Origin of the sequence: Variovorax ureilyticus, assembly GCF_037889935.1 — a bacterium.
GTDB classification, from domain to species: domain Bacteria; phylum Pseudomonadota; class Gammaproteobacteria; order Burkholderiales; family Burkholderiaceae_C; genus Variovorax; species Variovorax ureilyticus.
Genome location: NZ_JBBKZU010000009.1, coordinates 142263 through 167545 on the forward strand (window position 1 = coordinate 142263; position 25283 = coordinate 167545).

General features: G+C 67.4%; 21 protein-coding genes. All 21 read left to right on the forward strand.

Annotated elements, in window-relative coordinates; all coding sequences use genetic code 11:
• Positions 1 to 255: 255 nt before the first annotated feature.
• The 21 genes from WKW77_RS20905 to lpxC all read left to right on the forward strand — a co-directional run bounded on the left by WKW77_RS20905 (position 256) and on the right by lpxC (position 25277).
• Entirely contained in the window at positions 256 to 1302 is a 1047-nt protein-coding gene (locus WKW77_RS20905; RefSeq protein WP_340358803.1) for a CobW family GTP-binding protein, read from the forward strand.
• A gap of 304 nt (positions 1303 to 1606) precedes the next feature.
• A complete protein-coding gene (gene dksA / locus WKW77_RS20910; RefSeq protein ID WP_422823237.1) occupies positions 1607 to 2506 on the forward strand; it encodes an RNA polymerase-binding protein DksA in 900 nt (299 codons plus the stop codon).
• A 30-nt stretch (positions 2507 to 2536) separates the two neighbouring features.
• Positions 2537 to 4093, forward strand: a complete 1557-nt coding sequence (locus WKW77_RS20915) for an STAS domain-containing protein (RefSeq protein ID WP_340358804.1) — start codon at positions 2537 to 2539, stop codon at positions 4091 to 4093.
• 101 nt (positions 4094 to 4194) lie between these two features.
• The gene (hslV, locus tag WKW77_RS20920; RefSeq protein WP_093164302.1) at positions 4195 to 4740 is read left to right on the forward strand and encodes an ATP-dependent protease subunit HslV; all 546 of its coding nucleotides are present in this window, start codon (positions 4195 to 4197) and stop codon (positions 4738 to 4740) included.
• 8 nt (positions 4741 to 4748) lie between these two features.
• A complete protein-coding gene (gene hslU, locus WKW77_RS20925; protein WP_340358805.1) occupies positions 4749 to 6074 on the forward strand; it encodes an ATP-dependent protease ATPase subunit HslU in 1326 nt (441 codons plus the stop codon).
• A gap of 258 nt (positions 6075 to 6332) precedes the next feature.
• Positions 6333 to 6761 carry a division/cell wall cluster transcriptional repressor MraZ gene (mraZ, locus tag WKW77_RS20930; protein ID WP_340358928.1) on the forward strand — a complete coding sequence of 143 codons (429 nt, stop codon included), beginning with the start codon at positions 6333 to 6335 and terminating at the stop codon, positions 6759 to 6761.
• An 8-nt stretch (positions 6762 to 6769) separates the two neighbouring features.
• Positions 6770 to 7705, forward strand: coding sequence for a 16S rRNA (cytosine(1402)-N(4))-methyltransferase RsmH (rsmH, locus tag WKW77_RS20935; RefSeq protein WP_340358806.1), 936 nt, complete (start codon positions 6770 to 6772; stop codon positions 7703 to 7705).
• 3 nt (positions 7706 to 7708) lie between these two features.
• Complete coding sequence (gene ftsL, locus WKW77_RS20940; RefSeq protein WP_340358807.1) at positions 7709 to 8062, forward strand: cell division protein FtsL; 354 nt, start codon at positions 7709 to 7711, stop codon at positions 8060 to 8062.
• Position 8063: 1 nt separating this feature from the next.
• A complete protein-coding gene (locus tag WKW77_RS20945; protein WP_340358808.1) occupies positions 8064 to 9812 on the forward strand; it encodes a peptidoglycan D,D-transpeptidase FtsI family protein in 1749 nt (582 codons plus the stop codon).
• The gene (locus WKW77_RS20950) at positions 9812 to 11308 is read left to right on the forward strand and encodes a UDP-N-acetylmuramoyl-L-alanyl-D-glutamate--2,6-diaminopimelate ligase (protein ID WP_340358809.1); all 1497 of its coding nucleotides are present in this window, start codon (positions 9812 to 9814) and stop codon (positions 11306 to 11308) included. Before WKW77_RS20945 ends, WKW77_RS20950 begins: the two co-directional genes overlap by 1 nt.
• On the forward strand, positions 11305 to 12756 hold the full coding sequence (locus WKW77_RS20955; RefSeq protein ID WP_340358810.1) for a UDP-N-acetylmuramoyl-tripeptide--D-alanyl-D-alanine ligase: 1452 nt from the start codon (positions 11305 to 11307) through the stop codon (positions 12754 to 12756). The genes WKW77_RS20950 and WKW77_RS20955 overlap by 4 nt, the downstream gene beginning before the upstream one ends.
• 18 nt (positions 12757 to 12774) lie before the next feature.
• A complete protein-coding gene (gene mraY, locus WKW77_RS20960; protein ID WP_340358811.1) occupies positions 12775 to 13953 on the forward strand; it encodes a phospho-N-acetylmuramoyl-pentapeptide-transferase in 1179 nt (392 codons plus the stop codon).
• A gap of 7 nt (positions 13954 to 13960) precedes the next feature.
• Positions 13961 to 15682: a UDP-N-acetylmuramoyl-L-alanine--D-glutamate ligase gene (gene murD / locus WKW77_RS20965; protein ID WP_340358812.1), complete on the forward strand. Its 1722-nt coding sequence runs from the start codon at positions 13961 to 13963 to the stop codon at positions 15680 to 15682.
• 121 nt (positions 15683 to 15803) lie between these two features.
• The gene (gene ftsW, locus WKW77_RS20970) at positions 15804 to 17090 is read left to right on the forward strand and encodes a putative lipid II flippase FtsW (RefSeq protein WP_340358813.1); all 1287 of its coding nucleotides are present in this window, start codon (positions 15804 to 15806) and stop codon (positions 17088 to 17090) included.
• Entirely contained in the window at positions 17087 to 18169 is a 1083-nt protein-coding gene (gene murG / locus WKW77_RS20975; RefSeq protein ID WP_340358814.1) for an undecaprenyldiphospho-muramoylpentapeptide beta-N-acetylglucosaminyltransferase, read from the forward strand. Before ftsW ends, murG begins: the two co-directional genes overlap by 4 nt.
• Before the next feature lie 76 nt (positions 18170 to 18245).
• Positions 18246 to 19664: a UDP-N-acetylmuramate--L-alanine ligase gene (gene murC / locus WKW77_RS20980; RefSeq protein ID WP_340358815.1), complete on the forward strand. Its 1419-nt coding sequence runs from the start codon at positions 18246 to 18248 to the stop codon at positions 19662 to 19664.
• Positions 19661 to 20638 (forward strand): D-alanine--D-alanine ligase, encoded by a 978-nt coding sequence (locus WKW77_RS20985; RefSeq protein WP_340358816.1) that lies wholly within the window; start codon positions 19661 to 19663, stop codon positions 20636 to 20638. Before murC ends, WKW77_RS20985 begins: the two co-directional genes overlap by 4 nt.
• 2 nt (positions 20639 to 20640) lie before the next feature.
• Positions 20641 to 21426 (forward strand): cell division protein FtsQ/DivIB, encoded by a 786-nt coding sequence (locus tag WKW77_RS20990; protein ID WP_340358817.1) that lies wholly within the window; start codon positions 20641 to 20643, stop codon positions 21424 to 21426.
• Between the two features lie 32 nt (positions 21427 to 21458).
• Positions 21459 to 22688 (forward strand): cell division protein FtsA, encoded by a 1230-nt coding sequence (gene ftsA, locus WKW77_RS20995; protein ID WP_093164273.1) that lies wholly within the window; start codon positions 21459 to 21461, stop codon positions 22686 to 22688.
• Between the two features lie 268 nt (positions 22689 to 22956).
• Positions 22957 to 24162: a cell division protein FtsZ gene (gene ftsZ / locus WKW77_RS21000; protein ID WP_184524616.1), complete on the forward strand. Its 1206-nt coding sequence runs from the start codon at positions 22957 to 22959 to the stop codon at positions 24160 to 24162.
• A gap of 191 nt (positions 24163 to 24353) precedes the next feature.
• Positions 24354 to 25277 carry a UDP-3-O-acyl-N-acetylglucosamine deacetylase gene (gene lpxC / locus WKW77_RS21005; RefSeq protein ID WP_340358818.1) on the forward strand — a complete coding sequence of 308 codons (924 nt, stop codon included), beginning with the start codon at positions 24354 to 24356 and terminating at the stop codon, positions 25275 to 25277.
• Positions 25278 to 25283: the final 6 nt, after the last annotated feature.

The following is a 25283-nucleotide window of genomic DNA, read 5'->3' on the forward strand; positions in this document are numbered from 1 at the left end:
CCCTCGGGGGCAGCGAGGACACGCCAGTGCTGGGCGTGGGGGCCGGATGAGTTTTGACCCTGGCCGCAGCGCGCCCGCCAGGCCATCGCTAAACTTTCGGCTTTTCACAACCACCCGCTTCACCACAACATCTGAAACTGGCCCGACCAAGCCAGGGCACCCGCGGAACCGGCTTCGCCGGGCCGCCGGGTGCGCCCCCGGAGAGGGGGTGCAGAGCCACACGAAGTGGGCGAGGCTGGGGGAGATTTCATACTTATGGCCCTCATCCCTGCGACCATCCTCACCGGCTTTCTCGGCTCCGGCAAGACCACGCTGCTCAAGCGCATCCTGACCGAGGCGCACGGGCAGAAGATCGCCGTCATCGAGAACGAGTTCGGCGAGGAAAACATCGACAACGACATCCTGGTGACCGAATCCAAGGAGCAGATCGTCCAGATGAGCAACGGTTGCATCTGTTGCACGATCCGCGAAGACCTGCGGGAGGCGCTCCAGTTGCTGGCCGCCAAGAAGCGCAAGGGGCTGCTCGACTTCGACCGCGTCGTCATCGAGACCACCGGCCTGGCCGACCCGGGCCCCGTCGCGCAGACTTTCTTCATGGACGACGAGATCGCCGAGAGCTACCTGCTCGACTCGATCCTGACCCTGGTGGACGCCAAGCACGCGCCCCAGCAGCTCAACGACCGCCAAGAAGCGCGCCGCCAGGTGGGCTTTGCCGACCAGATCTTCATCAGCAAGACCGACCTCGTCGCCTCGGACGAAACCGATGCGCTGATCCATCGCCTCAAGCACATGAACCCGCGCGCGCCGCAGCAGAAGGTGCATTTCGGCGAAGTGCCGCTCAAGGATGTGTTCGACTTGCGGGGCTTCAACCTCAACGCCAAGCTGGATATCGACCCGGACTTCCTCAAGGAAGAGGACGAGCATGACCATGACCACGCGCATGGCGAGCATTGCGACCACCCCTCGCACGATCACGACGGTCACGGCCACCACCATCACCATGACGACGACGTCAAGAGCTTCGTCTACCGCGCGGACCGGCCGTTCGATCCGGCGCGGCTCGAGGATTTCCTCGGCGCGGTGGTCAACATCTACGGACCGAAGATGCTGCGCTACAAGGGCGTGCTGCACATGCAGGGCACCGAGCGCAAGGTGATCTTCCAGGGCGTGCACCAGCTCATGGGCAGCGACCTGGGTCCCGCGTGGGGCCCCGACGAAAAGCGCAACAGCCGAATGGTCTTCATCGGCATCGACCTGCCGCGCGAAATCCTGGAGCAGGGCCTGGACCAGTGTCTGGTCTGAGACCGGCGCCGGGCCGCCCCAAGCCGGTTTGAGGCCGCCGTGGGGGGCGGGACGGCGCGCAGTGGGGAGCGTGGGGCTGTCCCACCGGGCGATTCCACTTCTCTATACAATCGCGCGCCTGTTACGGGAGCCACCCCGCCCTTCTTTTGGGGCGAGGTGTGACTTCCGGCATAAGACTGCGTGCGTTTTTGGGTCGTTTTCAGGGGTATAACCCTTGGGTTCGCCGTCGGCGAGCACCCGTGGAATTCACGGGGGAGACATCCATTGAATGTGCGTTTCGAGTTCGTCGAAGGAGCCAGTCACTGTGAAGAAGCCTGTCGCCAACGCCAAGCCAGCGTCGAAGCCTGCCGTCAAGAAGACGGCGGTTGCCCAGCAGGCTGTGCCCGCGGCGAAGAAGGTTTCAGTTGCCAAGCCCGCCCAGCCCGCCGCCGCATCCACGGCCTCCGCCACAAGCAAGGTCAAGGCGGCGACTGCCGGCGCCTCGTCCTCCAAACCGGCCGGTTTCCACGCCGTGCCACCTGCACCACCGACTCCCATGAAAAAAACGGCTGCCTCCGAATCCTCCACCGCCACGGTGACTCCTGCTGGAACCGCCTCGTCCGTGCCCGCCCGCAGCGCGCGCCCGTCGTCCCGGCTGTCGCAGGTGACCGTGCCCTCCATGCCGCAGGCGGTCGCGTCGACCGCAGCGAAATCCAGCTTCGTGCAGACCACGTCCAATCCGCTCGTGCCACCGCCGCCGGTCGCGATCAAGAAGGACCCCAAGCTCGCGAACAACTGGAAGGCCAAGTCCGCCGAGGAACTGACCGATGCCGAAGTCATCGCGATGCCGGATTCGGAGTACATGAACGACAAGCAGATGGCGTTCTTCCGCCTGAAGCTGCTGGAACTCAAGCGCGGCATCCTCGAGAACGCCGGCGAGACGACCGAGCATTTGCGTGAAGACACCGTGGTCGTGCCCGATCCGGCCGATCGCGCAACGATCGAGGAAGAGCACGCGCTCGAACTGCGCACCCGCGACCGCGAGCGCAAGCTCCTCAAGAAGATCGAGCAGTCGATCCAGCGCATCGATGCGGGCGACTACGGCTACTGCGACGAGACCGGCGAGCCGATCGGCGTCGGTCGCCTTCTGGCTCGTCCGACCGCCACGCTGTCCCTCGAGGCGCAGCAGCGTCGCGAACTCAAGCAGAAGATGTTCGGAGACTGATCCCGCGGGAGCCGGACGGAGACGAAGCGCATGGGCAAGGAAGAAACCGGCCGCCTGCTTTCCAAGGTCGCGAAGTTCGTTCGCAATCCGCTGAAGGACTGGTCGGAGCTCGACGCCGATGATTCGGCGTCGCTCGAGAACGGCTACAGCCGTGAAATGCTCAAGGAGATGATCGAGCGGCGGCAGCGGAACGACTTCGTTCGCCGCCGCGAGTTCGACATGCTCCGCAAGCTGCGGCAGCGCGAGGCCGCGGGCGGCCGCGATGCCGCTGCCACGCCGTCTTCCTTCAACGTCAGCAGCACCTCCGGCAAGTCCGAGGGCAGGGCGCTCACGCTCAAGAAGATCGACGAGATCGAAGAGCAGATGTCGCAGCAGTGGTGGAAGGCACGCAACGGCCGCTCCGAGGACAAGCCCGAAGGCGAGGCGACCGCCGAGCCGATGGCCGTGCAGCACTCGCGCGCCTACGCCGACACGGTGCCGGGCGTGCCGCAGGGCGGCGCTGCCGCACAGGCGCCTGCCGATGTGCCCACGCACGACGGCAGCATCGAGGAGGCCTCCATCCGCTTCGCCCATGGCGACGACGTCGGCGCCGAGGCGGTCCTTCTGCAGGTGCTGGCGCCCGACAGTCCCACGGGGGACCACGACGACACGTGGCGCACGCTGCTCGACTTCTATCGCGCCACGGGCGACGCCGAAAAGTTCGTCGCGACGAGCACCCGCTACGCGCAGCGCATGAAGCGCACGCCGCCCGAGTGGATCTCGTTCCGCGCGCTCGCGAATTCCGTGCGCGCGGCCTTGCCGGTGCAGCCGTCACCCGACGTGCCGAAACCGGCCGGTGCGGATTGGTCGAGCCCGCCGCGCCTGACGCGGGAGGCGCTGATCGGCCTCACGCGCGCGCTCGGTGCGGCCGGCCCCTCATGGAAGCTCGACTGGAACGCCCTCGACACCATCGAGGCCGACGCGGCCGGGCCGCTGCGCGCGCTGTTCAATCACTGGGCGGATTCGACGGTCCAACTGCGCTTTGCGGGCGCGGACCAGCTTCTTCTGGTCCTGGCGGAAGCGACGCCGGCCAACGAGCGCAGCGTCGATGCGGTCTGGTGGCAGCTCCACATGGCCGCCCTGCGCGTGATGCATCGGGCGGACGAGTTCGAACTGCTCGCGCTCAACTACTGCATCACGTACGAGGTGTCACCGCCGCCCTGGGAAGATCCCAAGGGCGACTACGCCCCGCTGCTCCTCCCGAAAGCCGCAACGCCGGCGCACAGCGGCTTCGCGCTCGGGCCGGATGGCGTGTCGAGCCCGGCCCCGTCGGCGGCCGGCGTGGCGTTGAGCGGCGACCTCGCCGGCGAGTGCGTTTCCACCTGGCAGCGGCTCGACGGCGAACTCGGCGATACCACGGCGCCGATCATCTCCTGCGCGGCCCTGGTCCGGATGGACTTCACCGCGGCGGGCACGTTGCTCAACTGGGTGACCGCGCGCCACGCACGTGGGCAGAGCGTCCAGTTCACCGATGCGCATCGCCTCATCGCGGCGTTTTTCACCGTCGTCGGCATCGCGGACCACGCGAGCGTCAAGACGCGGGGCTGAGCCCGGCACGGCCCGCCCGGGCCCGCCCTGATCGCCCCGCGCCGGAGGTGGGTGCGCACCCCCAGTACGGCGGGGCGGGGGGCGACCAAAGATAATGTCGCATGGAACAATTTCACGGAACCACGATCGTCAGCGTCCGTCGCAAGACCGCTGGCGGCGACCAGGTGGCCATCGGCGGTGACGGCCAAGTCACCCTCGGCAACATCGTCATCAAGGGCAGTGCGCGCAAGGTTCGCAGGCTCTATCACGGCAAGGTGCTCGCCGGATTCGCCGGCGCGACCGCCGACGCATTCACCCTGTTCGAACGCTTCGAGGCCAAGCTCGAGAAGCACCAGGGGCATCTGGCCCGCGCCGCGATCGAGCTCACCAAGGACTGGCGCACCGACCGTGTGCTGCGCCGTCTCGAGGCCATGCTGGCGGTGGCCGATGCGACTACCTCGCTGATCATCACCGGCAACGGCGACGTGCTGGAGCCCGAGAACGGAATCGTTGCGATCGGCTCGGGTGGCGCGTATGCGCAGGCCGCAGCCAAGGCGCTCCTCGACAGCACGGAGCTCACCGCCGAGCAGATCGTGCGCAAGTCGCTCGAGATTGCCGGCGAGCTCTGCATCTACACCAACATGCACCACACCATCGAAAGCCTGTGAGACCTCCCATGTCAATGACGCCACAGGAAATCGTTTCCGAACTCGACAACCACATCGTCGGCCAGCCCGAGGCCAAGCGCGCCGTGGCGATCGCGCTGCGCAACCGCTGGCGCCGGCAGCAGGTCGAGGAGAAGCTGCGCGCCGAGATCACGCCCAAGAACATCCTCATGATCGGCCCGACGGGCGTCGGCAAGACCGAGATCGCACGGCGCCTCGCGCGGCTGGCCGATGCGCCCTTCATCAAGGTCGAGGCGACCAAGTTCACCGAGGTGGGCTACGTCGGCAAGGACGTCGACTCGATCGTTCGCGATCTCGCCGAAATCGCGGTCAAGCAGACGCGCGAGGCCGAGAGCGCCAAGGTCCGCATGCGCGCGGAGGATGGGGCCGAAGAACGCATCCTCGACGTGCTCCTGCCGCCCGCTCGCCTGCCGGACGGCGGCAGCACTTCCGACACCGGCAACGCCACCCGGCAGGCCTTTCGCAAGAAGCTGCGCCAGCACGAGCTGGACGACAAGGAAATCGAGATCGAACTGGCCGACACCAAGATGCCGCTCGAGATCATGGGCCCGGCCGGCATGGAAGAGATGACCGAGCAGCTTCGCGGCATGTTCGGCCAGCTCGGTGGGGGCAAGCGCAAAACGCGCAAGCTCAAGATCTCCGAGGCGATGCGCCTGCTGATCGAAGAGGAAGCGGCCAAGCTGGTCAACGAGGACGAGATCCGCAGCCAGGCCATCCAGAACGCCGAGCAGAACGGCATCGTCTTCATCGACGAAATCGACAAGGTCGCCTCGCGCGCCGAGGGGCAGGGCGCGGATGTCTCCCGCCAGGGCGTGCAGCGCGACCTGCTGCCGCTGGTCGAAGGCACGGCCGTGAGCACCAAGTACGGCGTGGTGCGAACCGACCACATCCTCTTCATCGCGAGCGGCGCTTTCCACCTGAGCAAGCCGAGTGACCTGATCCCCGAGTTGCAGGGGCGCTTCCCGATCCGGGTCGAGCTGCAGTCGCTCTCGGTGTCGGATTTCGAAAGCATCCTGACGCAGACGCAGGCTTCCCTCGTGAAGCAGTACCAGGCGCTGCTGGCGACGGAAGGCGTGACCCTCGAATTCACGCCCGACGGCATCACCCGGCTCGCGAGCATCGCCTTCGAGGTGAACGAGCGCACCGAGAACATCGGCGCGCGGCGCCTGTCGACCGTCATGGAACGCCTGCTCGACGAGGTCAGCTTCGACGCTACCCGCCTGGGCGGCCAGTCGGTGCGCATCGATGCCGCCTACGTGGATGGGCGGCTTTCGGCATTAAGTCACGACGAAGATCTCTCTCGTTTCATTCTCTGATTCCCGCCTGTGTAACGAGCGCTTCACGCAACACATTCATTGCGTGAGCTAAGTGCTTAATTTGCAACGGAATTCGCTTTTCAGTGGTTGCAAAAACAGCGCTAAGTCGTTGATTCCATTACAAAAAATTCCGGCAACCTCCCGTTGCGCAGTAGACGTTTCCTGCTACAGTGCAAAAAAGTGCAGTTAAGTGGGAAAAAGTGTCGAGAACTGCCGCAGTGACTCATGCGGCGGCTCTTCCAACGGGGTTTTCAGGTCGTGTTTCAAGGCGCTTCATCGCTCAGTCTCGATGCCAAGGGGCGGCTCTCGGTGCCGACCCGGCACCGTGACGTCCTGAGCGCGACGGCGGGCGGCCAGCTCACGATCACCAAGCACCCCCATGGCTGCCTCATGGTGTTCCCGCGCCCCGAGTGGGAGAAATTCCGTGAGCGCATCGCCGAGCTGCCGATGTCGGCGCAATGGTGGAAGCGCGTCTTCCTCGGCAATGCGATGGACGTCGAGATGGACGGCACCGGCCGCGTGCTGGTGTCGCCCGAGCTGCGCGCCGCCGCCGGCATCACGCGCGATGCCCTGCTTCTCGGCATGGGCAACCACTTCGAGCTCTGGGACAAGGCGACCTACGATGCCAAGGAGGCCGAGGCCACCCAGGGCCAGATGCCGGACGTATTCCAGGACTTTTCGTTCTGAGGCGCGAAGTGGACGAGCCATGGACTCACACGACCGTCATGTTGAAGGAAGCGGTGGATGCCCTCTTCCTCGACGGTCCGGACGCGTCTGCGCCTTTCGGCACCTACGTGGATGCCACTTTCGGCCGCGGCGGACACAGCCGAGCGATCCTCGCGAGGCTGGGGCCGCAGGGCCGCCTCATCGCGTTCGACAAGGACGCGGAAGCGGTGGCCGAAGCAGCGCGCATCCAGGATGCGCGTTTTTCCATCCGTCACCAGGGATTCAAGGACCTGGGAGAGCTCCCGCCGGCCAGCGTGTCAGGCGTGCTGCTGGACCTTGGAATCAGCTCTCCCCAGATCGACAACCCCGCCCGGGGTTTTTCTTTTCGTTTCGAGGGCCCGCTCGACATGCGCATGGACACCACGCGCGGGGAAAGCGTGGCCGAGTGGCTGGCAACGGCCGACCAGCAGCAGATTGCGGAGGTGATTCGTGACTATGGCGAAGAACGGTTTGCTGTTCAGATTGCAAAGGCGATTGTTGCTCGCCGACAAGAACGGGGCGCAATTTCAACCACCACCGAGCTGGCCCAGCTCGTGGCTGGCGCGGTCAAAACCCGCGAGCCGGGCCAGAACCCTGCAACGCGCACATTTCAGGCTCTTCGGATTTTCATCAACGCCGAGCTTGAGGAGCTGCAACAGGCGCTAGAAGCGAGTCTCGTCGTGCTCAAGCCCCAGGGTCGGCTCGCGGTGATCAGCTTCCATTCACTGGAAGACCGCATCGTGAAGCAGTTCATCGCCAAGCATTCGCGCGAGGTCTACGACCGCCGCGCGCCTTTTGCTGCGCCGAAGGCGATGAAGCTCAAGTCCCTGGGCCGCGTGAAGCCTTCGCAAGCCGAAGTGGACGGCAATCCGCGTGCGCGCAGCGCGATCCTGCGTGTGGCCGAGCGCACGGCGGACGGGAGCTGAGCCATGGCCCGCCTGAACCTGCTCCTGCTGATCGCCGTGCTGGGCTCGGCCATGTACCTCGTGCATACGCAGTACCTGTCGCGGCAACTCTTCACCGAGCTGCATCGGGTGGAGCTGGAGACCCGGCGGCTCGAACTCGACCAGGACCGCCTGCAGGTCGAGAAGCGCGCGCAGGCCACGCCCCTGCGCATCGAGAAGCTCGCGAAGGAGCAGCTCAAGATGCGCACGGCCACGCCCGCGATCACGCAGTACGTGCGTCAGGACGGCACCGTGATCCCGGCCGTCGCCGCGCCTGCGCCTTCGACCACGACGCCGGCGCCGGCGCAGCGCCCCGCCGCCACGCGAGGAGCGCACTGACATGGCACGGCGCAGCGTCCAGTACACGACGAGCCCCCTGCTCGCGAGCAAGACCCCGGTCTGGCGGAGCAAGTTCATCGTCGCGGGCATCGCGCTGGGCTTCGGTGTGCTCGGCGCGCGCGCTGCCTACGTGCAGGTGATCGGCAACGCCTTCTTCCAGCGCCAGGGCGAGGTGCGCTTCACCCGCACGCTCGAGCTGCCGGCGAATCGCGGGCGCATCCTCGACCGCAACGGCCTGCTGCTCGCGCAGAGCGTCGTCGCACCGAGCATCTGGGCGATTCCGGAGGACATCGAGCGCGACGATCCCGAGGTCAAGGCCAAGCTGCGGCAGGTGGCCAAGCTCCTCGGGATGTCGCAGAAGGACTTCGACAAGAAGCTCGAGGACGAGGACAAGTCCTTCGTCTGGGTCAAGCGCCAGGTCGACGAGCCGATCGCGAAGGAAATCGCGGCACTCAACATCAAGGGCATCTACCAGCGCAAGGAATACAAGCGCCAGTACCCCGAAGGCGAGTCCGCGGCGCACGTGGTGGGCTTCACCAACGTCGAGGACAACGGGCAGGAAGGCATCGAGCTCGCCTTCAACAAGGACCTGGCGGGCAAGCCAGGCTCGCGCCGCGTCATCAAGGACCGCCTCGGCCGCGTCGTCGAGGGCGTGGGCGAGCAGGTGCCGCCATCCGAGGGCAAGGACATCCAGCTCAGCATCGACAGCAAGGTGCAGTTCTTCGCCTACCAGAAGCTGCGCGACGCGGTGACCTTCCACAAGGCCAAGGCCGGCAGCGTGGTGGTGCTCGACGCGGTCACGGGCGAGGTGCTCGCGCTGGCCAACTACCCGAGCTACGTGCCGGACAAGCGCCAGAACCTCACCGGCGAGCAGCTTCGCAACCGCGCGCTGACCGACGTCTTCGAGCCCGGTTCGACGATGAAGCCGATCACGGTCGCCACCGCGCTGGAGGCGGGGCGCATCAAGCCGCAGACCATCATCGAAACCTCGCCGGGGCGCTACAGCCTCGGCGGCTTCACGATCAGCGACACCCACAACTACGGCTCGCTCACCGTCGAAGGCGTGATCCAGAAGTCGAGCAACATCGGCGCGCTGAAGATCTCGCAGAAGATGACGCCCCACGAGATGTGGGACAGCTACACCGCACTTGGCTATGGCCAGAAGCCGCAGATCCAGTTCCCCGGTGCGGTCACGGGCCGTCTGCGCCCGTGGAAATCGTGGAAGCCGGTCGAGCAGGCCACGATGGCCTACGGCTACGGGCTGTCGGCCTCGCTGTTCCAGATGGCGCATTCGTACACCGCCTTCGCGCACGACGGCGACGTGATCCCGGCGACCATCCTCAAGAGCCCCGAGCCGGCGGTCGGCGTGAAGGTGTTCTCTCCGCAGACAGCCGCCTCGGTGCGCCGGATGCTGCAGATGGCGGCCGGGCCCGGCGGGACCGGTCCGCTCGCGCAGACCATCGGCTATTCGGTGGGCGGCAAGTCCGGCACCGCGCACAAGCAGGTCGGGCGGGGCTACGCGAGCAAGCAGTACCGCTCGTGGTTCACCGGCCTCGCGCCGATCGAGAAGCCGCGGATCATCGTGGCGGTGATGATCGACGAGCCGAGCAATGGCCAGTACTTCGGCGGCATCGTGGCCGCCCCGGTCTTCAGCGAAGTGGTCCAGCAAACGCTGCGCATGATGAACGTGGCGCCGGACCTCGCGGTCAAACCCCTGGTGATCACCAAGGGCGTGGAAGAGAGCTTCTGATGGCCACGACGATGCTTCGCACACCGGACGATGCCGCACGCTGGCTGCGGATGCGCGTTCGCGGGGCGCTGCATGCGGACAGTCGCTCGATCGGCGCCGGCGACGGCTTCATCGCCTGGCCCGGCGCAGCGACCGATGGCCGGCGCTTCGTGCCGTCCGCGCTGGCGCAGGGCGCGGCCGCCTGCCTCGTCGAGGCGGAAGGCAGCGGGGACTTCGGATTCGAGGGTGAGGCGATAGCGATCTATCCCGGCCTCAAGGCCGCGACGGGGCCGATCGCCGCCGCCTATTACGACAACCCGTCCGAACAGCTCGATGTGCTCGCCGTCACCGGCACCAATGGCAAGACTTCCACCGCGTGGTGGCTGGCACAGGCGATGTCGCGCGGCGGTCGGCCGCCGTGCGCGGTGGTCGGCACGCTGGGCGTCGGCGTGCCGCCCGAACTGACTTACACGGGGCTCACAACCCCCGACCCGGTGCTTCTGCAGCGCGAGCTGCGCGGCTTCGCCGATCGTGGCTTCGGTGCCTGCGCGATCGAGGCTTCCTCGATCGGCATCGTCGAGCGACGCCTTGATGGCACGCGCATCGCGGTCGCGGTGTTCACCAATTTCACCCAGGACCATCTGGACTACCACGGCAGCATGGATGCGTACTGGCAGGCCAAGGCCGAGCTGTTCCGCTGGCCCGGGCTGCGTGCGGCGGTGGTCAACGTCGACGACGTGCACGGCGCAGCGCTGGTCGGCAATCTGATCGAGACCGGCGTCGGCGCGCTCGATGTCTGGACCGTGTCCGCGGCCGGCGCGGCCGCGCGGCTCGTGGCCGAGGACATCGGCTATGACGCGGAAGGTCTCGGCTTCACCGTTCGGGAACAGGGCGTGCCGCCGGTGGGGCTGTCGACGCAGCTGATCGGGCAGTACAACGTGTCGAACCTGCTCGGCGTGATCGGTACGCTGCGAGCGGTCGGGCTGTCGCTCGAAGACGCGGTGGCCGCGTGCACCGGGCTCGACAGCGTTCCGGGGCGCATGGAGCGGCTGAGCGTGCCGGGGCATCCGCTGGCGGTGGTCGACTACGCGCACACGCCCGACGCGCTCGACAAGGCCCTTGCAGGGCTGCATCCGCTCGTGCAGCAACGCGGCGGCAAGCTGTGGTGCGTCTTCGGCTGCGGCGGGGATCGCGACTCCGCCAAGCGTCCGATGATGGCGGCGGTTGCCGAGAAGCAGGCCGACCGCGTGGTCGTGACCAGCGACAACCCGCGCAGCGAGAAGCCCGCGGCGATCATCAGCCAGATCCTGCTGGGCCTGGCGAGCCCGGAGGCCGCGCAGGTCGAGCCCGACCGCGCCAAGGCCATCGCCGACACGCTGGCCCAGGCCCGTCCCGAGGACGTGGTGCTGATCGCGGGCAAGGGCCACGAGGCCTGGCAGGAAATCGCCGGCGAGCGCATAGCATTCTCCGATCGCGTGCATGCCATCGACGCGCTCACACTGAGGAGCGGCGCATGACAGAGGCCAACGCGATGGCGCCCATGATGACCCTCGGCCAGGCGCATGCCTGGATCCAGGGTTCGCGCCTCGTCGGCGATCCAGCGACGCCGATCCTGCGCGTGCACACCGACACGCGCACGCTCGCCGCCGGCGATCTGTTCGTCGCGCTGAAGGGCGAACGCTTCGACGCCAACCAGTTCCTCGCCGATGCGAAGGCGCGCGGCGCTGTCGCGGCCATTGCGCACGCCGGTCTCGAAGCCGCGGGCCTGCCGGGCCTCGAAGTGCCGGACACGCTCGCGGCCCTCGGCGCGCTGGCGGCCGGCTGGCGCAGCCAGTTCGATCTGCCGCTCATCGCCGTCACGGGCAGCAACGGCAAGACCACTGTGACGCAGATGATCGCCTCGATCCTGCGCGTCGCCAGCGGCGAGGGCGCGCTCGCGACCGCCGGCAACTTCAACAACGAGATCGGCGTGCCGCTGACCCTGCTGCGTCTTCGGGCGCGGCACCAGCGCGCGGTGGTCGAGCTCGGGATGAATCATCCCGGCGAGATCGCGCGGCTCGGAGCGATCGCGAAGCCCACCATCGCACTGGTCAACAACGCGCAGCGCGAGCACCAGGAATTCATGGCCACCGTCGAGGCAGTGGCGCGGGAGAACGCGTCCGTCTTCTCCGCGCTGCCCGATGGCGGCACGGCGGTGTTCCCCTTCGGCGACGAGTTCACGCCGCTCTGGCAGGCCATCGCACGCGAAGGCGCGGTGCGGCGCACGTTGACCTTCGGCGTGCATCCCGACGCAGACATCGCGCTGGCATCCGCCGAATGGCAGCACGGCGCTTGGCAGTTCGAGGCGCGCACGCCGGTGGGCGAGGTGCGCTCCACGCTGCGCATCGCGGGCCGCCACAACGTGGTCAATGCGCTCGCCGCGATCGCATGCTCGCTCGCCAGCGGCGTCTCGCCGGACAAGATCGGCGAAGGGCTGGCCGCGTTCGAGCCGGTCAAGGGCCGCTCGAAGGCCGCCGAACTGAAGTTGGCCGACGGCCGCACGATCACGCTCATCGACGACACCTACAACGCCAACCCCGATTCGATGCGCGCCGCGATCGACGTGCTCGCGAGCCTGCCTGGGCCGCGCGTGCTGGTCATCGGCGACATGGGCGAGGTCGGCGACCAGGGTCCTCAATTCCATTCCGAAATCGGCGCCTGGGCGCGCGAGCGCGGCATCGAAACCGTGTTCGCGCTCGGCAGCGAGACCGTGCACAGCGTCTCGGCCTACGGCTCGCCCGCCGAGGGCGAGGCCCGGCATTTCGGCGACATCGATTCGCTCAACGCCGCCGTGCTCGCGCAATTGCCGCGCACCGCGAGCGTGCTGGTGAAGGGTTCGCGCTTCATGCAGATGGAGCGCGTGGTGCAGGCCGTCATCGCCTCGGCGCCACAACAACAAGACAGGGAGGCCGGCCATGCTTCATGAGCCGCGCGCGTTCACATCATGCTGATGACATTGGCCCAATGGCTGCAGGCGAGCTCGCCGGAATTCGGTTTCCTGCGCGTGTTCCAGTACCTCACCTTCCGCGCCATGATGGCCGCGCTGACCGCGCTGCTGCTCGGGCTGGCAGCGGGGCCCTACGTGATCCGCCGCCTCACTGCGCTCAAGATCGGCCAGCCGGTCCGCGGCTATGCCATGGAGACACACCTCACCAAGAGCGGCACGCCGACCATGGGCGGCGTGCTGGTGCTGTTCTCGATCGCGCTGGCGACCCTGCTCTGGTTCGACCTGTCGAACCGCTTCGTGTGGATCGTGCTGTGGGTCACGCTCGGCTTCGGCGCGATCGGCTGGGTCGACGACTGGCGCAAGGTGGTCAACAAGGACCCTGAAGGCATGCGCTCGCGCGAGAAGTACTTCTGGCAGTCGGTGGTGGGGCTGGTCGCGGGCTTCTATCTGCTGTTCAGCATTTCCGAGAGTTCCAACTGGCGCGTGCTCGAACTGTTCTTCTCGTGGGTGCGCTCCGGCTTCGACCTGAACTTCCCGCCCAAGATCAACCTGCTGGTGCCCTTCTTCAAGGAAGTGAGCTATCCGCTGGGCGGCATCGGCTTCGTGATCCTGACCTACCTGGTGATCGTCGGCGCAAGCAACGCCGTGAATCTCACCGATGGGCTCGACGGGCTCGCGATCATGCCCGTGGTGATGGTCGGCTCGGCGCTGGGCGTGTTCGCCTACGTCACCGGCAGCGCGGTGTATTCGCGCTACCTGTTGTTCCCGCACATTCCCGGCTCGGGCGAGCTGCTGGTGTTCTGTTCCGCGATGGCGGGCGCGGGGCTCGCCTTCCTTTGGTTCAACACGCATCCGGCGCAGGTGTTCATGGGCGACGTGGGCGCGCTCGCGCTCGGCGGCGCGCTCGGCACCATCGCAGTGATCGTGCGGCAGGAGATCGTGTTCTTCGTGATGGGCGGCATCTTCGTGGTCGAGGCGATCTCGGTGATGGCGCAGGTCACCTATTTCAAGTACACCAAGAAGCGCTTCGGCGAAGGGCGGCGCGTGCTCAAGATGGCGCCGCTGCATCACCACTTCGAGAAGAGCGGCTGGCGCGAGACGCAAGTCGTCGTGCGTTTCTGGATCATCACGATGCTCCTGTGCCTCGTGGGTCTTTCCACCTTGAAGCTGCGGTAGGACGAGCATGCTGCATCTCAAGGACCTCCACGTTCTGATCCTGGGCCTCGGCGCATCCGGGCTCGCGATGGCGCGCTGGTGCGCTCGCCACGGCGCAAATGTCACTGTGGCCGACACGCGCGAAGCGCCGCCGCAACTGGCGACGCTGCGCGAGGAGCTTCCCGGCATCGCCTTCGTCGGCGGGCCGTTCACGGCATCGCTGGTCGAGGGCACGCCGGTGCGTGCGGTGTACCGCTCGCCGGGGCTTTCGCCGGCCACCGTGGCGGCGGTGGTCGATGCCGCGCGCGCGGTCGGGCTGGCGGTGGGCGGCGAGCTGGATCTGTTTGCGCAGGCGCTGGCCGATCTGCGGACGATGGAACTGGCCGAGGACGGAGAAGCGCCCGAGATCGCCGACGTGGGAGAGGCGCAGGCGGCGACGGAGCCGCAGACACCCGGCGAGGTTGAAACGATCGAGCCCGCAGCCGGGTCGGCGACTGAGCCGGCGACTGAATCCGCGCCTCCGCTTCTGGACGATGACGATGACTCGTTCACGCCGACGCCCGAAGTCATCGCGCCCCCGCCGAAGCCCCAAGGCTACACGCCCGCCGTGCTCGCGATCACGGGAACCAACGGCAAGACGACGGTCACCTCGCTCACCGGCCAGCTGGTCGAACGCGCCGGCAAGACCGTCGCGGTGGCGGGCAACATCGGTCCGACGCTGCTCGATACCCTCTCGGCGCACATGGACGCCGGCACGCTGCCCGACGTCTGGGTGCTGGAGCTGTCGAGCTTCCAGCTCGACGGCGTGCAGGACTTCGAGCCCACGGCCGCCACGGTGCTCAACATCACGCAGGACCACCTCGACTGGCACGGCGACATGGCGGCCTACGCGGCGGCCAAGGCGCGCATCTTCGGCAGGCAGGGTGCGATGGTGCTCAACCGCGACGACGAAGCCGTGATGGCGATGCGCCCGGCGCCGGTCAAGCTCGCCAAGGGGCAGGTGCCGCGCACCGTGGTCACCTTCGGTTCGGGCATGCCGAAGCGCCCCGGCGACTACGGCATCGAGCGGCTGCACGGCATGACATGGCTGGTCCGCGCGCTGGAAGCCGACGAGACGCAGAAGCGCAAGCGGGGCGCGCCGGTCGAGGAAGAGGAGATCCACATCCAGCGCCTGATGCCCGCCGATGCCTTGCGCATTCGCGGCCGGCACAACGCGCTCAATGCGCTCGCGGCCCTCGCGCTCGCGACGGCGGCGGGGTGCCAGCTCGCGCCGATGCTCTATGGCCTGCGCGAGTACCAGGGCGAACCCCACCGCGTCGAGCCGGTCGCCATCATCGATGGCGTCGAGTACTTCGACGACAGCAAGGGCACCAACGTCGGTGCGACCGTCGCCGCGTTGACCGGCCTGGGCGAAGACCGCCGCGTGGTCGTGATCCTCGGCGGCGATGGCAAGGGCCAGGATTTCACGCCGCTCGCCGCGCCGGTGCAACAGTACGCGCGCGCCGTCCTGCTGATCGGCCGCGATGCGCCGCAGATCGAGGTGGCACTCGAATCCACGGGCATCTCGATGCAGAACGCCGCGTCGCTGCCCGAAGCTGTAAGGCTCGCTTCCGAGCGCGCGCAGCCCGGCGATGCGGTGCTGCTGTCGCCGGCTTGCGCGAGCTTCGACATGTTCAAGGACTACGCGCACCGCGCGGCCGTGTTCTGCGAGACGGTGCAGGAACTCGCGGCCGAAGGAGGGCTCGCATGAGCGCCGCCCGGCCGCCCGAAGGCGCTCGCACCGCAGTGCGAAGCACGGAGGTTGCTCGCATGCACGCCGCCCGGCCGCCCGAAGGCGCTCGCGCCGCAGTGCGAAGCACGGAGGTTGCTCGATGAGCGCAGCCGCGCCCAACGCCAAGCCCGGCCGCTTCGCCGGCTGGTTCAGCCGTGCCAAGAGCAGCATGGACGCCTTGCCGATCCACCTGCCGGTGCGCCTGGGCAGCGCCGGCATGACGCAGACCAAGGCGGCGCCGGTGCGTGTGCTGGGCTTCGACCAGGCGCTGGTCTGGGTCACGGTCGCGCTGCTGGCCTGGGGGCTCGTGATGGTCTATTCGGCCTCGATCGCGATGCCGGACAACCCGCGCTTCGCACGCGCCGGCTACAGCCCGACCTTCTTCCTTACGCGCCATGCCGCATCGCTCGCGATCGCCTTCGTCGGCGGCATGCTGGCCTTCCAGGTGCCGATGCGAACCTGGGAGCGCGCTGCACCGTGGCTCTTCGTCGTGTCGCTGCTGTTGCTGGTGGTGGTGCTGGTCCCGCACGTCGGCATCAACGTCAACGGCGCGCGTCGCTGGCTGCCGCTGGGCTTCATGCGCTTCCAGCCGTCGGAACTGGCCAAGCTCGCGATGATCCTCTACGCGGCCAGCTACATGGTCCGCAAGATGGAGATCAAGGAGCGCTTCTTCCGCGCGGTGCTGCCGATGGGCGTCGCGGTGGTCGTGGTCGGCATGCTGGTGATGGCCGAGCCCGACATGGGCGCCTTCATGGTGATCGCCGTGATCGCGATGGGCATCCTCTTCCTGGGCGGCGTGAACGCGCGCATGTTCTTCGTGATCGCCGCGCTCGTGGTGGTGGCCTTCGGGACCATCGTGGCGACCAGCCCGTGGCGGCGCGAGCGGATCTTCGCCTACCTCGATCCGTGGAGCGAGGAGCACGCGCTCGGCAAGGGCTACCAGCTTTCGCATTCGCTGATCGCGATCGGCCGCGGCGAAGTGTTCGGCGTCGGCCTCGGCGGCAGTGTCGAGAAGCTGCACTGGCTGCCCGAAGCGCACACCGACTTCCTGATGGCCGTGATCGGCGAGGAGTTCGGCCTCGTGGGCGTGCTGCTGGCCATCGGCCTCTTCCTCTGGCTCACGCGGCGGATCATGCACATCGGCCGGCAGGCGATCGCGCTCGATCGCGTGTTCTCGGGCCTCGTGGCGCAGGGCGTGGGCATCTGGATCGGCTTCCAGGCCTTCATCAACATGGGCGTGAACCTCGGCGCGCTGCCGACCAAGGGGCTCACGCTGCCGCTGATGAGCTTCGGCGGCTCGGCCATCCTGATGAACGTGATCGCGCTGGCCGTGGTGCTGCGCATCGACTACGAGAATCGCGTCCTCATGCGGGGAGGTCGCGTATGACCAGAACGGCACTCGTCATGGCGGGCGGCACCGGCGGGCACATCTTCCCGGGCCTGGCCGTGGCGGAGGCGCTGCGCGATCGCGGCTGGCGCGTGCACTGGCTGGGCGCGCCCGGCAGCATGGAGCAGCAGCTCGTGCCGCCGCGCGGCTTTGTCTTCGAGCCGGTGCAGTTCGGCGGCGTGCGCGGCAAGGGACCGCTCACGCTGGCGCTGCTGCCGGTGCGGCTGCTGCGCGCGTTCTGGCAGAGCCTGCGCGTGGTGCGCCGCGTCAAGCCCGACGTGGTGGTGGGCCTCGGCGGCTACATCACCTTCCCGGGCGGAATGATGAGCGTGCTGCTTAACAAGCCGCTGGTATTGCACGAGCAGAACTCGGTCGCGGGCCTGGCCAACAAGATCCTTGCGGGTGTGGCGGACCGTGTGTTCACCGCGTTCCCGAACGTGCTCAAGAAGGCGCAATGGGTGGGCAACCCGTTGCGTGCGGCGTTCACCTCGCAGGGCGAGCCCTCCAGCCGCTTCGCCGGTCGCACCGGGCCGCTCAAGCTCCTGGTGGTCGGCGGCAGCCTCGGCGCGAAGGCGCTCAACGCGGTAGTGCCCAAGGCGCTCGCGATGATCGCGCCCGCCCAGCGCCCGAGCGTCACGCACCAGAGCGGCGCCAAGCAGATCGACGAGCTCCGCGCCAACTACGCCCAGGCGGGTGTCGAGGGCGAGCTCACCCCTTTCATCGACGACACCGCACGCGCCTACGCCGACGCCGACCTCATCGTCGCGCGCGCCGGCGCGAGCACCGTCACCGAAATCGCGGCCGTCGGCGCAGCAGCGCTGTTCGTGCCTTTCCCATCCGCGGTGGACGACCACCAGACCACCAACGCGCGCTTCCTCGTCGACGCGGGCGGTGGCTGGCTCGTCCAGCAGACTGAACTGACACCCGAATTGCTGGCTGATCTATTACAGAAAACGGGGCGCGATGCGCTCCTGGATCGGGCCCTGAAGGCCCGGACGATGCGAAAAACCGAGGCGGTGGACGCTGTGGTCCGCGCCTGCGAGGAACTCGCCGAACCTAGACGTGGAGGCCGCGCATGAAGCACGCTATCCGACGCATCCACTTCGTCGAGTCCAGCAAGGCCGACGAAGGTTCTCGCAGGCATGGAGGCCGCGCATGAAGCACGCCATCCATCACATCCACTTCGTCGGCGTGGGCGGCTCGGGCATGAGCGGCATCGCCGAAGTGCTGCTCAACCTGGGCTACAAGATCTCCGGCTCCGACCTCGCCGACAGCGCAACGCTGCGCCGGCTCGCGGGACTCGGCATCACGACCTACGTGGGCCACGACGCGGCGCACATCGCAGGCGCCGATGCGGTCGTCACGTCGACCGCGGTGAACGCCGACAACCCCGAGGTGGTCGCGGCGCGCGAGAAGCGCATTCCCGTGGTGCCGCGCGCACTCATGCTGGCCGAACTCATGCGCCTCAAGCAGGGCATCGCGATCGCCGGCACGCATGGCAAGACCACCACCACGAGCCTCGTCGCGAGCGTGCTCGCGGCCGCGGGGCTGGACCCGACCTTCGTGATCGGCGGCCGGCTCAACAGCGCGGGTGCGAATGCGCGGCTCGGCAGCGGCGACTACATCGTCGTGGAGGCTGACGAGTCGGATGCCTCGTTCCTGAACCTGCTGCCGATCATGGCGGTGGTCACGAACATCGACGCCGACCACATGGAGACCTACGGGCACGACTTCGCGAAGCTCAAGAAGGCCTTCGTCGATTTCCTGCACCGCATGCCTTTCTACGGCGTTGCGATTCTCTGCACCGACGATCCGGCGGTGCGGCAGATCGTGACCGAGGTGTCCTGCCCCGTCACCAGCTACGGCTTCGACGAGGGTGCGCAGGTGCGGGCGGTCAACGTACGGGCCGTGGGCGCGCAGATGCACTTCACGGCGCAGCGCCGCAACGGCGTGACGCTGCCCGATCTCGACATCGTGCTGAACCTGCCCGGCGAGCACAACGTGCGCAATGCGCTGTCGGTGATCGCGGTGGCGGTCGAACTCGGGATTCCCGACGAGGCTGTGCAGCGTGGTCTCGCCGACTTCAAGGGCGTCGGGCGACGCTTCCAGCGCTATGGAGAAGTCACGGCGAAGGACGATGCGGCCGGCAGCTTCACGCTGATCGACGACTACGGCCATCACCCTGTGGAGATGGCCGCGACCATCGCGGCTGCGCGCGGGGCATTCCCTGGGCGCCGTCTGGTGCTGGCCTTCCAGCCGCACCGGTTCACCCGCACGCGCGACTGCTTCGAGGACTTCGTCAAGGTCATCGGCCAGGCCGATGCGGTGCTGCTCGGCGAGGTCTATGCCGCCGGCGAAGCGCCCATCGTGGCAGCCGACGGACGTTCGCTCGCCCGCGCGCTGCGCGTCGCGGGCAAGGTCGAGCCGGTGTTCGTCGATGACATCGCGGCCATGCCGCAGGCGATCATCGACAACGCGCGCGCCGGCGATGTGGTGATCTGCATGGGGGCGGGCTCGATAGGCGCCGTGCCCGCCAAGGTTGTTGAAATGGTGCGCGAAGGGAGTGCGCAGTGAGCGTGATCGACCCCAAATCCCTGGGCAAGGTTGCCGTGCTGTTCGGTGGCAGTTCCGCCGAACGGGAAATCTCCATCATGTCCGGTACCGGCGTGCTGGCCGCGCTGCAGTCCTGCGGCGTCGATGCGCATCCGTTCGATCCGGCGGAACACGATCTGGCCGACCTGCGCCGCAATGGCTTCCAGCGCTGCTTCATTGCGCTGCACGGCCGCCACGGCGAGGACGGCACGGTGCAGGGCGCGCTCGAACTGCTCGGCATCCCCTACACCGGCTCGGGCGTGATGGCCTCGAGCGTGGCGATGGACAAGGTCATGACCAAGCGCATCTGGCAGGCCGACGGGCTGCCGACGCCGCACTACGTGCGCCTGGCCTTCGACCAGCAAAGCCGCGAACAGATCAACGCGGTGCCCGACGTGCTCGGCCTGCCGCTGATCGTGAAGCCGCCGCGCGAGGGTTCGTCCATCGGCGTGACCAAGGTCGAGGGCTATTCGCAGATGCAGGACGCGGTCGCGCTCGCGGTGCGCTACGACGCCGACGTGCTCTGCGAGGAATTCATCCAAGGCGAGGAAGTCACCTGCGCGGTGCTGGGCAGCGGCCTCGATGCGGTCGCGCTGCCGGTGGTGCGCATCGCCGCACCCGAAGGCGCCTACGACTACCAGAACAAGTACTTCACCGATGACGTGAAGTACCACTGCCCGAGCGGTCTGCCGCCTGCGGAAGAGGCGGAGATCCGCCGCATCACGCTGGCGGCCTACCACCAGCTCGGCTGCCGCGGCTGGGGCCGTGCCGACCTGATGATCCGCGCGAGCGACCGCAAGCCGTTCCTGCTGGAGATGAACACCTCGCCGGGCATGACGAGCCATTCGCTGGTGCCGATGTCGGCGCGTGCGGCCGGCATTCCCTACGAGGAGCTGTGCCTGCGGGTGCTCGCTTCGGCCACGCTCGATTCGGGCAACGAACGCGCGGAAGGATGAGCATGGCCCACAGCGCCCCCGTGCCCTTCGACGTCAAGCTCATGAACGTGACCGCGACCCTGGTGTTCGCGCTGTTCGCGCTCATGATGCTGGCCGCGGGCGCCTGGTGGGTGCTGCGTCAGCCCTTCTTCCCGCTCGCCGGCATCAAGGTGGACGGCGAGGTCACGCACAACAACGCGGTGACCCTGCGCGCCAACGTGGCGCCGCAGCTCGCGGGCAACTTCTTCACGGTCGATCTGGCGCGCGCGCGCATGGCCTTCGAGTCGGTGCCGTGGGTGCGCAAGGCCGTCGTGCGCCGCGAGTTCCCGAACAAGCTGCGGGTGACGCTGACCGAGCACCAGCCGGTCGCGCACTGGGGCGATGACGCCGCCTCGCGGCTCATCAATGGATTCGGCGAGGTCTTCGACGCCAATGTGGCGGAGGTCGACGACGACCTGCCGCGCCTGGATGGGCCGGTCGAGCAGGCGGGGCAGGTGCTCGGCATGTACCGGGTGCTCGCGCCGCTGTTCAAGCCCTATGACCTTGCGATCGACGAGCTGTCGCTGTCGAGCCGCGGAAGCTGGCGCGCGACGCTCGACAGCGGAGCGGTGCTCGAACTCGGGCGCGGCCGGGGCGAAGAAGTGGTGGCGCGCACGCAGCGGTTCCTGCGCACGGTCACGCCGGTGGCGAGCCAGTACGGTCGAACGGTGGCGTCGGTCGAGGGCGCCGATCTTCGGCACAACGAAGGCTATGCGCTGCGCCTGCGCGGCGTGACGACGGTCGTGCCCGACCAGCCGAAGAAAAAGTAAGCACTAGAGAGAAAGCGAACAGAGGAAGCTTCATGTCCAAAGACTACAAAGATCTCGTTGTCGGCCTCGACATCGGCACCGCCAAGGTGATGGCAGTGGTTGCCGAAGTGCTGCCCAACGGCGAGCTCAAGCTGGCGGGGTTGGGCATCTCGCCGAGCAACGGTCTCAAGCGCGGCGTGGTGGTGAACATCGACGCGACGGTGCAGAGCATCCAGCAGGCGCTCAAGGAGGCCGAGCTGATGGCCGACTGCAAGATCAGCCGCGTCTACACCGGCATCACCGGCAGCCACATCCGCGGCATCAATTCGAGCGGCATGGTGGCGGTGAAGGACAAGGAAGTCACGCCGGCCGATGTCGCGCGCGTGGTCGAGACGGCGCGCGCGATCAACATCTCGAGCGACCAGCGCCTGCTGCTCGTCGAGCCGCAGGAGTTCGTGATCGACGGCCAGGACGTGAAGGAGCCGATCGGCATGAGCGGCATGCGCCTCGAGGCCAAGGTGCACATCGTGACCGGCGCGCAGAGCGCGGCCGAGAACATCATCAAGTGCGTGCGCCGCTGCGGCCTCGAAGTGGATCAGCTGATGCTCAACCCGCTCGCATCGAGCCAGGCGGTGCTGACCGAGGACGAGCGCGAACTCGGCGTGGTGCTGGTCGACATCGGCGCGGGCACGACCGACGTGGCGATCTTCACCAACGGTGCGATCCGGCACACGGCGGTGATCCCCATCGCGGGCGATCTCATCACCAGCGACATCGCGATGGCGCTGCGCACGCCGACCAAGGATGCCGAGGACATCAAGGTCGAGAACGGGTTCGCCAAGCAGCTGCTCGCCGATCCGGAGACGCAGGTCGAGGTGCCTGGGCTCGGCGATCGCGGCCCGCGCCTCCTGAGCAAGCAGGCGCTCGCGGGCGTGATCGAGCCGCGCATCGAGGAGATCTTCTCGCTGGTGCAGCAGGTGATCCGCGAGTCGGGCTACGAAGAGGTGCTCTCGTCCGGCGTGGTGCTCACCGGCGGCAGCGCGGTGATGCCGGGCATGGTGGAACTTGGCGAGGACATCTTCCTGAAGCCGGTGCGCCGTGGCATTCCTAAATATTCGAGTGCGCTGTCCGATATGGTGGCGCAGCCGAGGGCCGCGACCGTGATGGGACTGCTCGAAGAGGCTCGTTATGCGCGCCTCCGAGGCTTCAAGGTGGCGCAGAAGAATGGTTCCGTGAAGACGGCTTTCGGCCGTTTCAAGGACTTCATCGTGGGGAATTTTTGAATGACCCCCAGGCTCGCGCACTTCGTGTCGCTCTCCACCCCCTTCCAGGGGGCGACACCGGCGGCCCGGCAAAGCCGGTTCCGCGGTGTCTCTGGCATGGGAGTGCGTCCATGAATCGTTGTGCACTCTGGCTGGCGCGCGCAGGGCCGCCGCGGCACTTCAACGAGCGATGGCGAAGAACCGGACCACCGCGCTGAAGAAGACGTCAACGGTTCCAACAACAAATTCATTCACAAACATGGCAACTGCATATTCAAGGAGTCAGAACATGGCAATCGAAATGATCGAGATCGAGGAGTTCAACCAGGGAACCCAGATCAAGGTGATCGGCGTCGGTGGCGGCGGCGGCAACGCGGTCGCGCACATGATCGATCGTGGCGTGCAAGGTGTTCAGTTCATCTCCGCCAATACCGATGCGCAGGCGCTTTCGCGCAGCAACGCGCACAAGACCATCCAGCTCGGCACCAACGGGCTGGGCGCGGGCAGCAAGCCCGAGAAGGGGCGTGACGCCGCCGAAGCCGCGGTGGACGACATTCGCGAAGCCATCTCCGGCGCGCACATGCTGTTCATCACGGCCGGCATGGGCGGCGGCACCGGCACCGGTGCGGCACCGGTGATCGCGCGGGTCGCGAAGGAAATGGGCATCCTCACCGTCGGTGTGGTGACCAAGCCCTTCGACTGGGAAGGCGGCCGTCGCATGACCAATGCCGAGACCGGCCTGAACGAACTCGAAGCCAACGTCGATTCGCTGATCGTGGTGCTCAACGAGAAGCTGCTCGACGTGCTCGGCGAAGACGTCACGCAGGAAGAGGCTTTCGGGCATGCCAACGACGTGCTCAAGAACGCGGTGGGCGGCATCTCGGAAATCATCAACGAGTACGGTGGCGTCAACGTCGACTTCGAAGACGTGCGCACGGTGATGGGCGAGCCCGGCAAGGCGATGATGGGCACGGCCGCCGCGAGCGGTCCGGATCGCGCCCGCATCGCTGCCGAGCAGGCCGTGGCCTGCCCGCTGCTCGAAGGCATCGACCTCTCGGGCGCGAAGGGCGTGCTGGTGCTGGTGACCGCATCGAAGGCTTCCCTGAAGCTGAGCGAATCGAAGCTCGCGATGAACACCATCCGCGCCTACGCGTCGCCCGATGCGCATGTCATCTATGGCGCCGCCTACGACGAGAACCTCGGCGACGAGATGCGCGTGACCGTGGTCGCGACCGGCCTCTCGCGCCAGGATGCCCGCCGCCAGGCGCCGACGCTCGAAGTGATCCGCACCGGCACCGACAACATCCCGTTCACCGTTCCGACGCTTGGCGCGGGTGTCGGCCATGCCGCCGCCCAGCCCAACTACGACGGCATGGCGGTGCCCAGCGTGTGGCGTACCAATCGCACGATGGCCGCTGCGAAGGTGGATGCGCTGTCGTCGGGTGGCATGGACGATTTCGAGATCCCCGCCTTCCTCCGCCGGCAAGCTGATTGACCACCCCCCCCGCCTCGCCCACTGCGTGTGGCTCTGCACCCCCTTCGAGGGGGCGCACCCTGCGGCCCGGCCAAGCCGGTTCCGCGGGAGCCCGCGGATGGGCTGGGCGCTCGGTGCCCCAGATGGCGGCTATTGCTGACATAGCGAGGCGCGTCGTGCGTCGGGAGGGGGGCGCTTCTAAAATGGCGCCCGTGCTTCCACAACGTACCCTCAAAGCAATCACCCGCGCCGTGGGCGTGGGGCTTCACAGCGGCCAGCGCGTGGAGCTCACGCTGCGTCCTGCGCCGGTGAATCACGGCATCGTGTTCCGGCGCGTGGATTTGCCGGAGCCTGTCGAGATCCCGATGACCGCCGAAGCGGTCACTGACACGCGTCTCGCGTCCACCGTTTCCTCGCGCGGCGCCAAGGTGCAGACCGTCGAACACCTGATGTCGGCCTGCGCGGGCCTCGGCATCGACAACCTCGTGATCGACATCACCGCCGACGAGGTGCCGATCCTCGACGGCTCCGCATCCTCTTTTGTCTTCCTGCTGCAAAGCGCGGGCATCGAGCTGCAGAACGCGCCGCGCCGCTTCATTCGCGTGACACGGCCCGTGGAAGTGCGCGAAGGGCAGGGCGCCGACGCGAAGTGGGCCCGGCTCGAGCCGTACCACGGCTTCAAGCTCAGTTTCGAGATCGACTTCGACCATCGCGTGGTCAATTCGACCGGGCAGCGCTTCGAGTTCGACCTCGGCAGCGGCTCCTACAGCCAGGACATCGCCCGTGCGCGCACCTTCGGGTTCACCAAGGAAGTCGAATACATGCGCTCCAAGGGATTGGCCCTCGGCGGCGGTCTCGACAACGCGATCGTCATGGACGACACCAAGGTGCTCAATGCTGGGGGGCTGCGCTACGACGACGAGTTCGTCAAGCACAAGATCCTCGACGCCATGGGCGACCTCTATGTCATCGGCCAGCCGCTGTTGGCGGCCTACAGCGCGTTCCGTTCGGGCCATGCGCTCAACAACAAGCTGCTGCGCGAGCTGCTCGCGCACGAGGATGCGCACGAGATCGTGACCTTCGACGACGAGCGCCGCGCGCCGGCCGGCTTCGCCGAAGTCGCCCGCGCCTGGTAACGCGCC

Bases quoted from the DNA above. Each gene is read 5' to 3' on its own strand.
- WKW77_RS20905 (WP_340358803.1), top strand. From the start codon at position 256: ATGGCCCTCATCCCTGCGACCATCCTCACCGGCTTTCTCGGCTCCGGC.
- WKW77_RS20915 (WP_340358804.1), top strand. From the start codon at position 2,537: ATGGGCAAGGAAGAAACCGGCCGCCTGCTTTCCAAGGTCGCGAAGTTC.
- hslV (WP_093164302.1), top strand. From the start codon at position 4,195: ATGGAACAATTTCACGGAACCACGATCGTCAGCGTCCGTCGCAAGACC.
- hslU (WP_340358805.1), top strand. From the start codon at position 4,749: ATGTCAATGACGCCACAGGAAATCGTTTCCGAACTCGACAACCACATC.
- ftsL (WP_340358807.1), top strand. From the start codon at position 7,709: ATGGCCCGCCTGAACCTGCTCCTGCTGATCGCCGTGCTGGGCTCGGCC.
- WKW77_RS20945 (WP_340358808.1), top strand. From the start codon at position 8,064: ATGGCACGGCGCAGCGTCCAGTACACGACGAGCCCCCTGCTCGCGAGC.
- WKW77_RS20950 (WP_340358809.1), top strand. From the start codon at position 9,812: ATGGCCACGACGATGCTTCGCACACCGGACGATGCCGCACGCTGGCTG.
- WKW77_RS20955 (WP_340358810.1), top strand. From the start codon at position 11,305: ATGACAGAGGCCAACGCGATGGCGCCCATGATGACCCTCGGCCAGGCG.
- mraY (WP_340358811.1), top strand. From the start codon at position 12,775: ATGCTGATGACATTGGCCCAATGGCTGCAGGCGAGCTCGCCGGAATTC.
- murD (WP_340358812.1), top strand. From the start codon at position 13,961: ATGCTGCATCTCAAGGACCTCCACGTTCTGATCCTGGGCCTCGGCGCA.
- ftsW (WP_340358813.1), top strand. From the start codon at position 15,804: ATGAGCGCAGCCGCGCCCAACGCCAAGCCCGGCCGCTTCGCCGGCTGG.
- murG (WP_340358814.1), top strand. From the start codon at position 17,087: ATGACCAGAACGGCACTCGTCATGGCGGGCGGCACCGGCGGGCACATC.
- murC (WP_340358815.1), top strand. From the start codon at position 18,246: ATGAAGCACGCCATCCATCACATCCACTTCGTCGGCGTGGGCGGCTCG.
- WKW77_RS20990 (WP_340358817.1), top strand. From the start codon at position 20,641: ATGGCCCACAGCGCCCCCGTGCCCTTCGACGTCAAGCTCATGAACGTG.
- ftsA (WP_093164273.1), top strand. From the start codon at position 21,459: ATGTCCAAAGACTACAAAGATCTCGTTGTCGGCCTCGACATCGGCACC.
- ftsZ (WP_184524616.1), top strand. From the start codon at position 22,957: ATGGCAATCGAAATGATCGAGATCGAGGAGTTCAACCAGGGAACCCAG.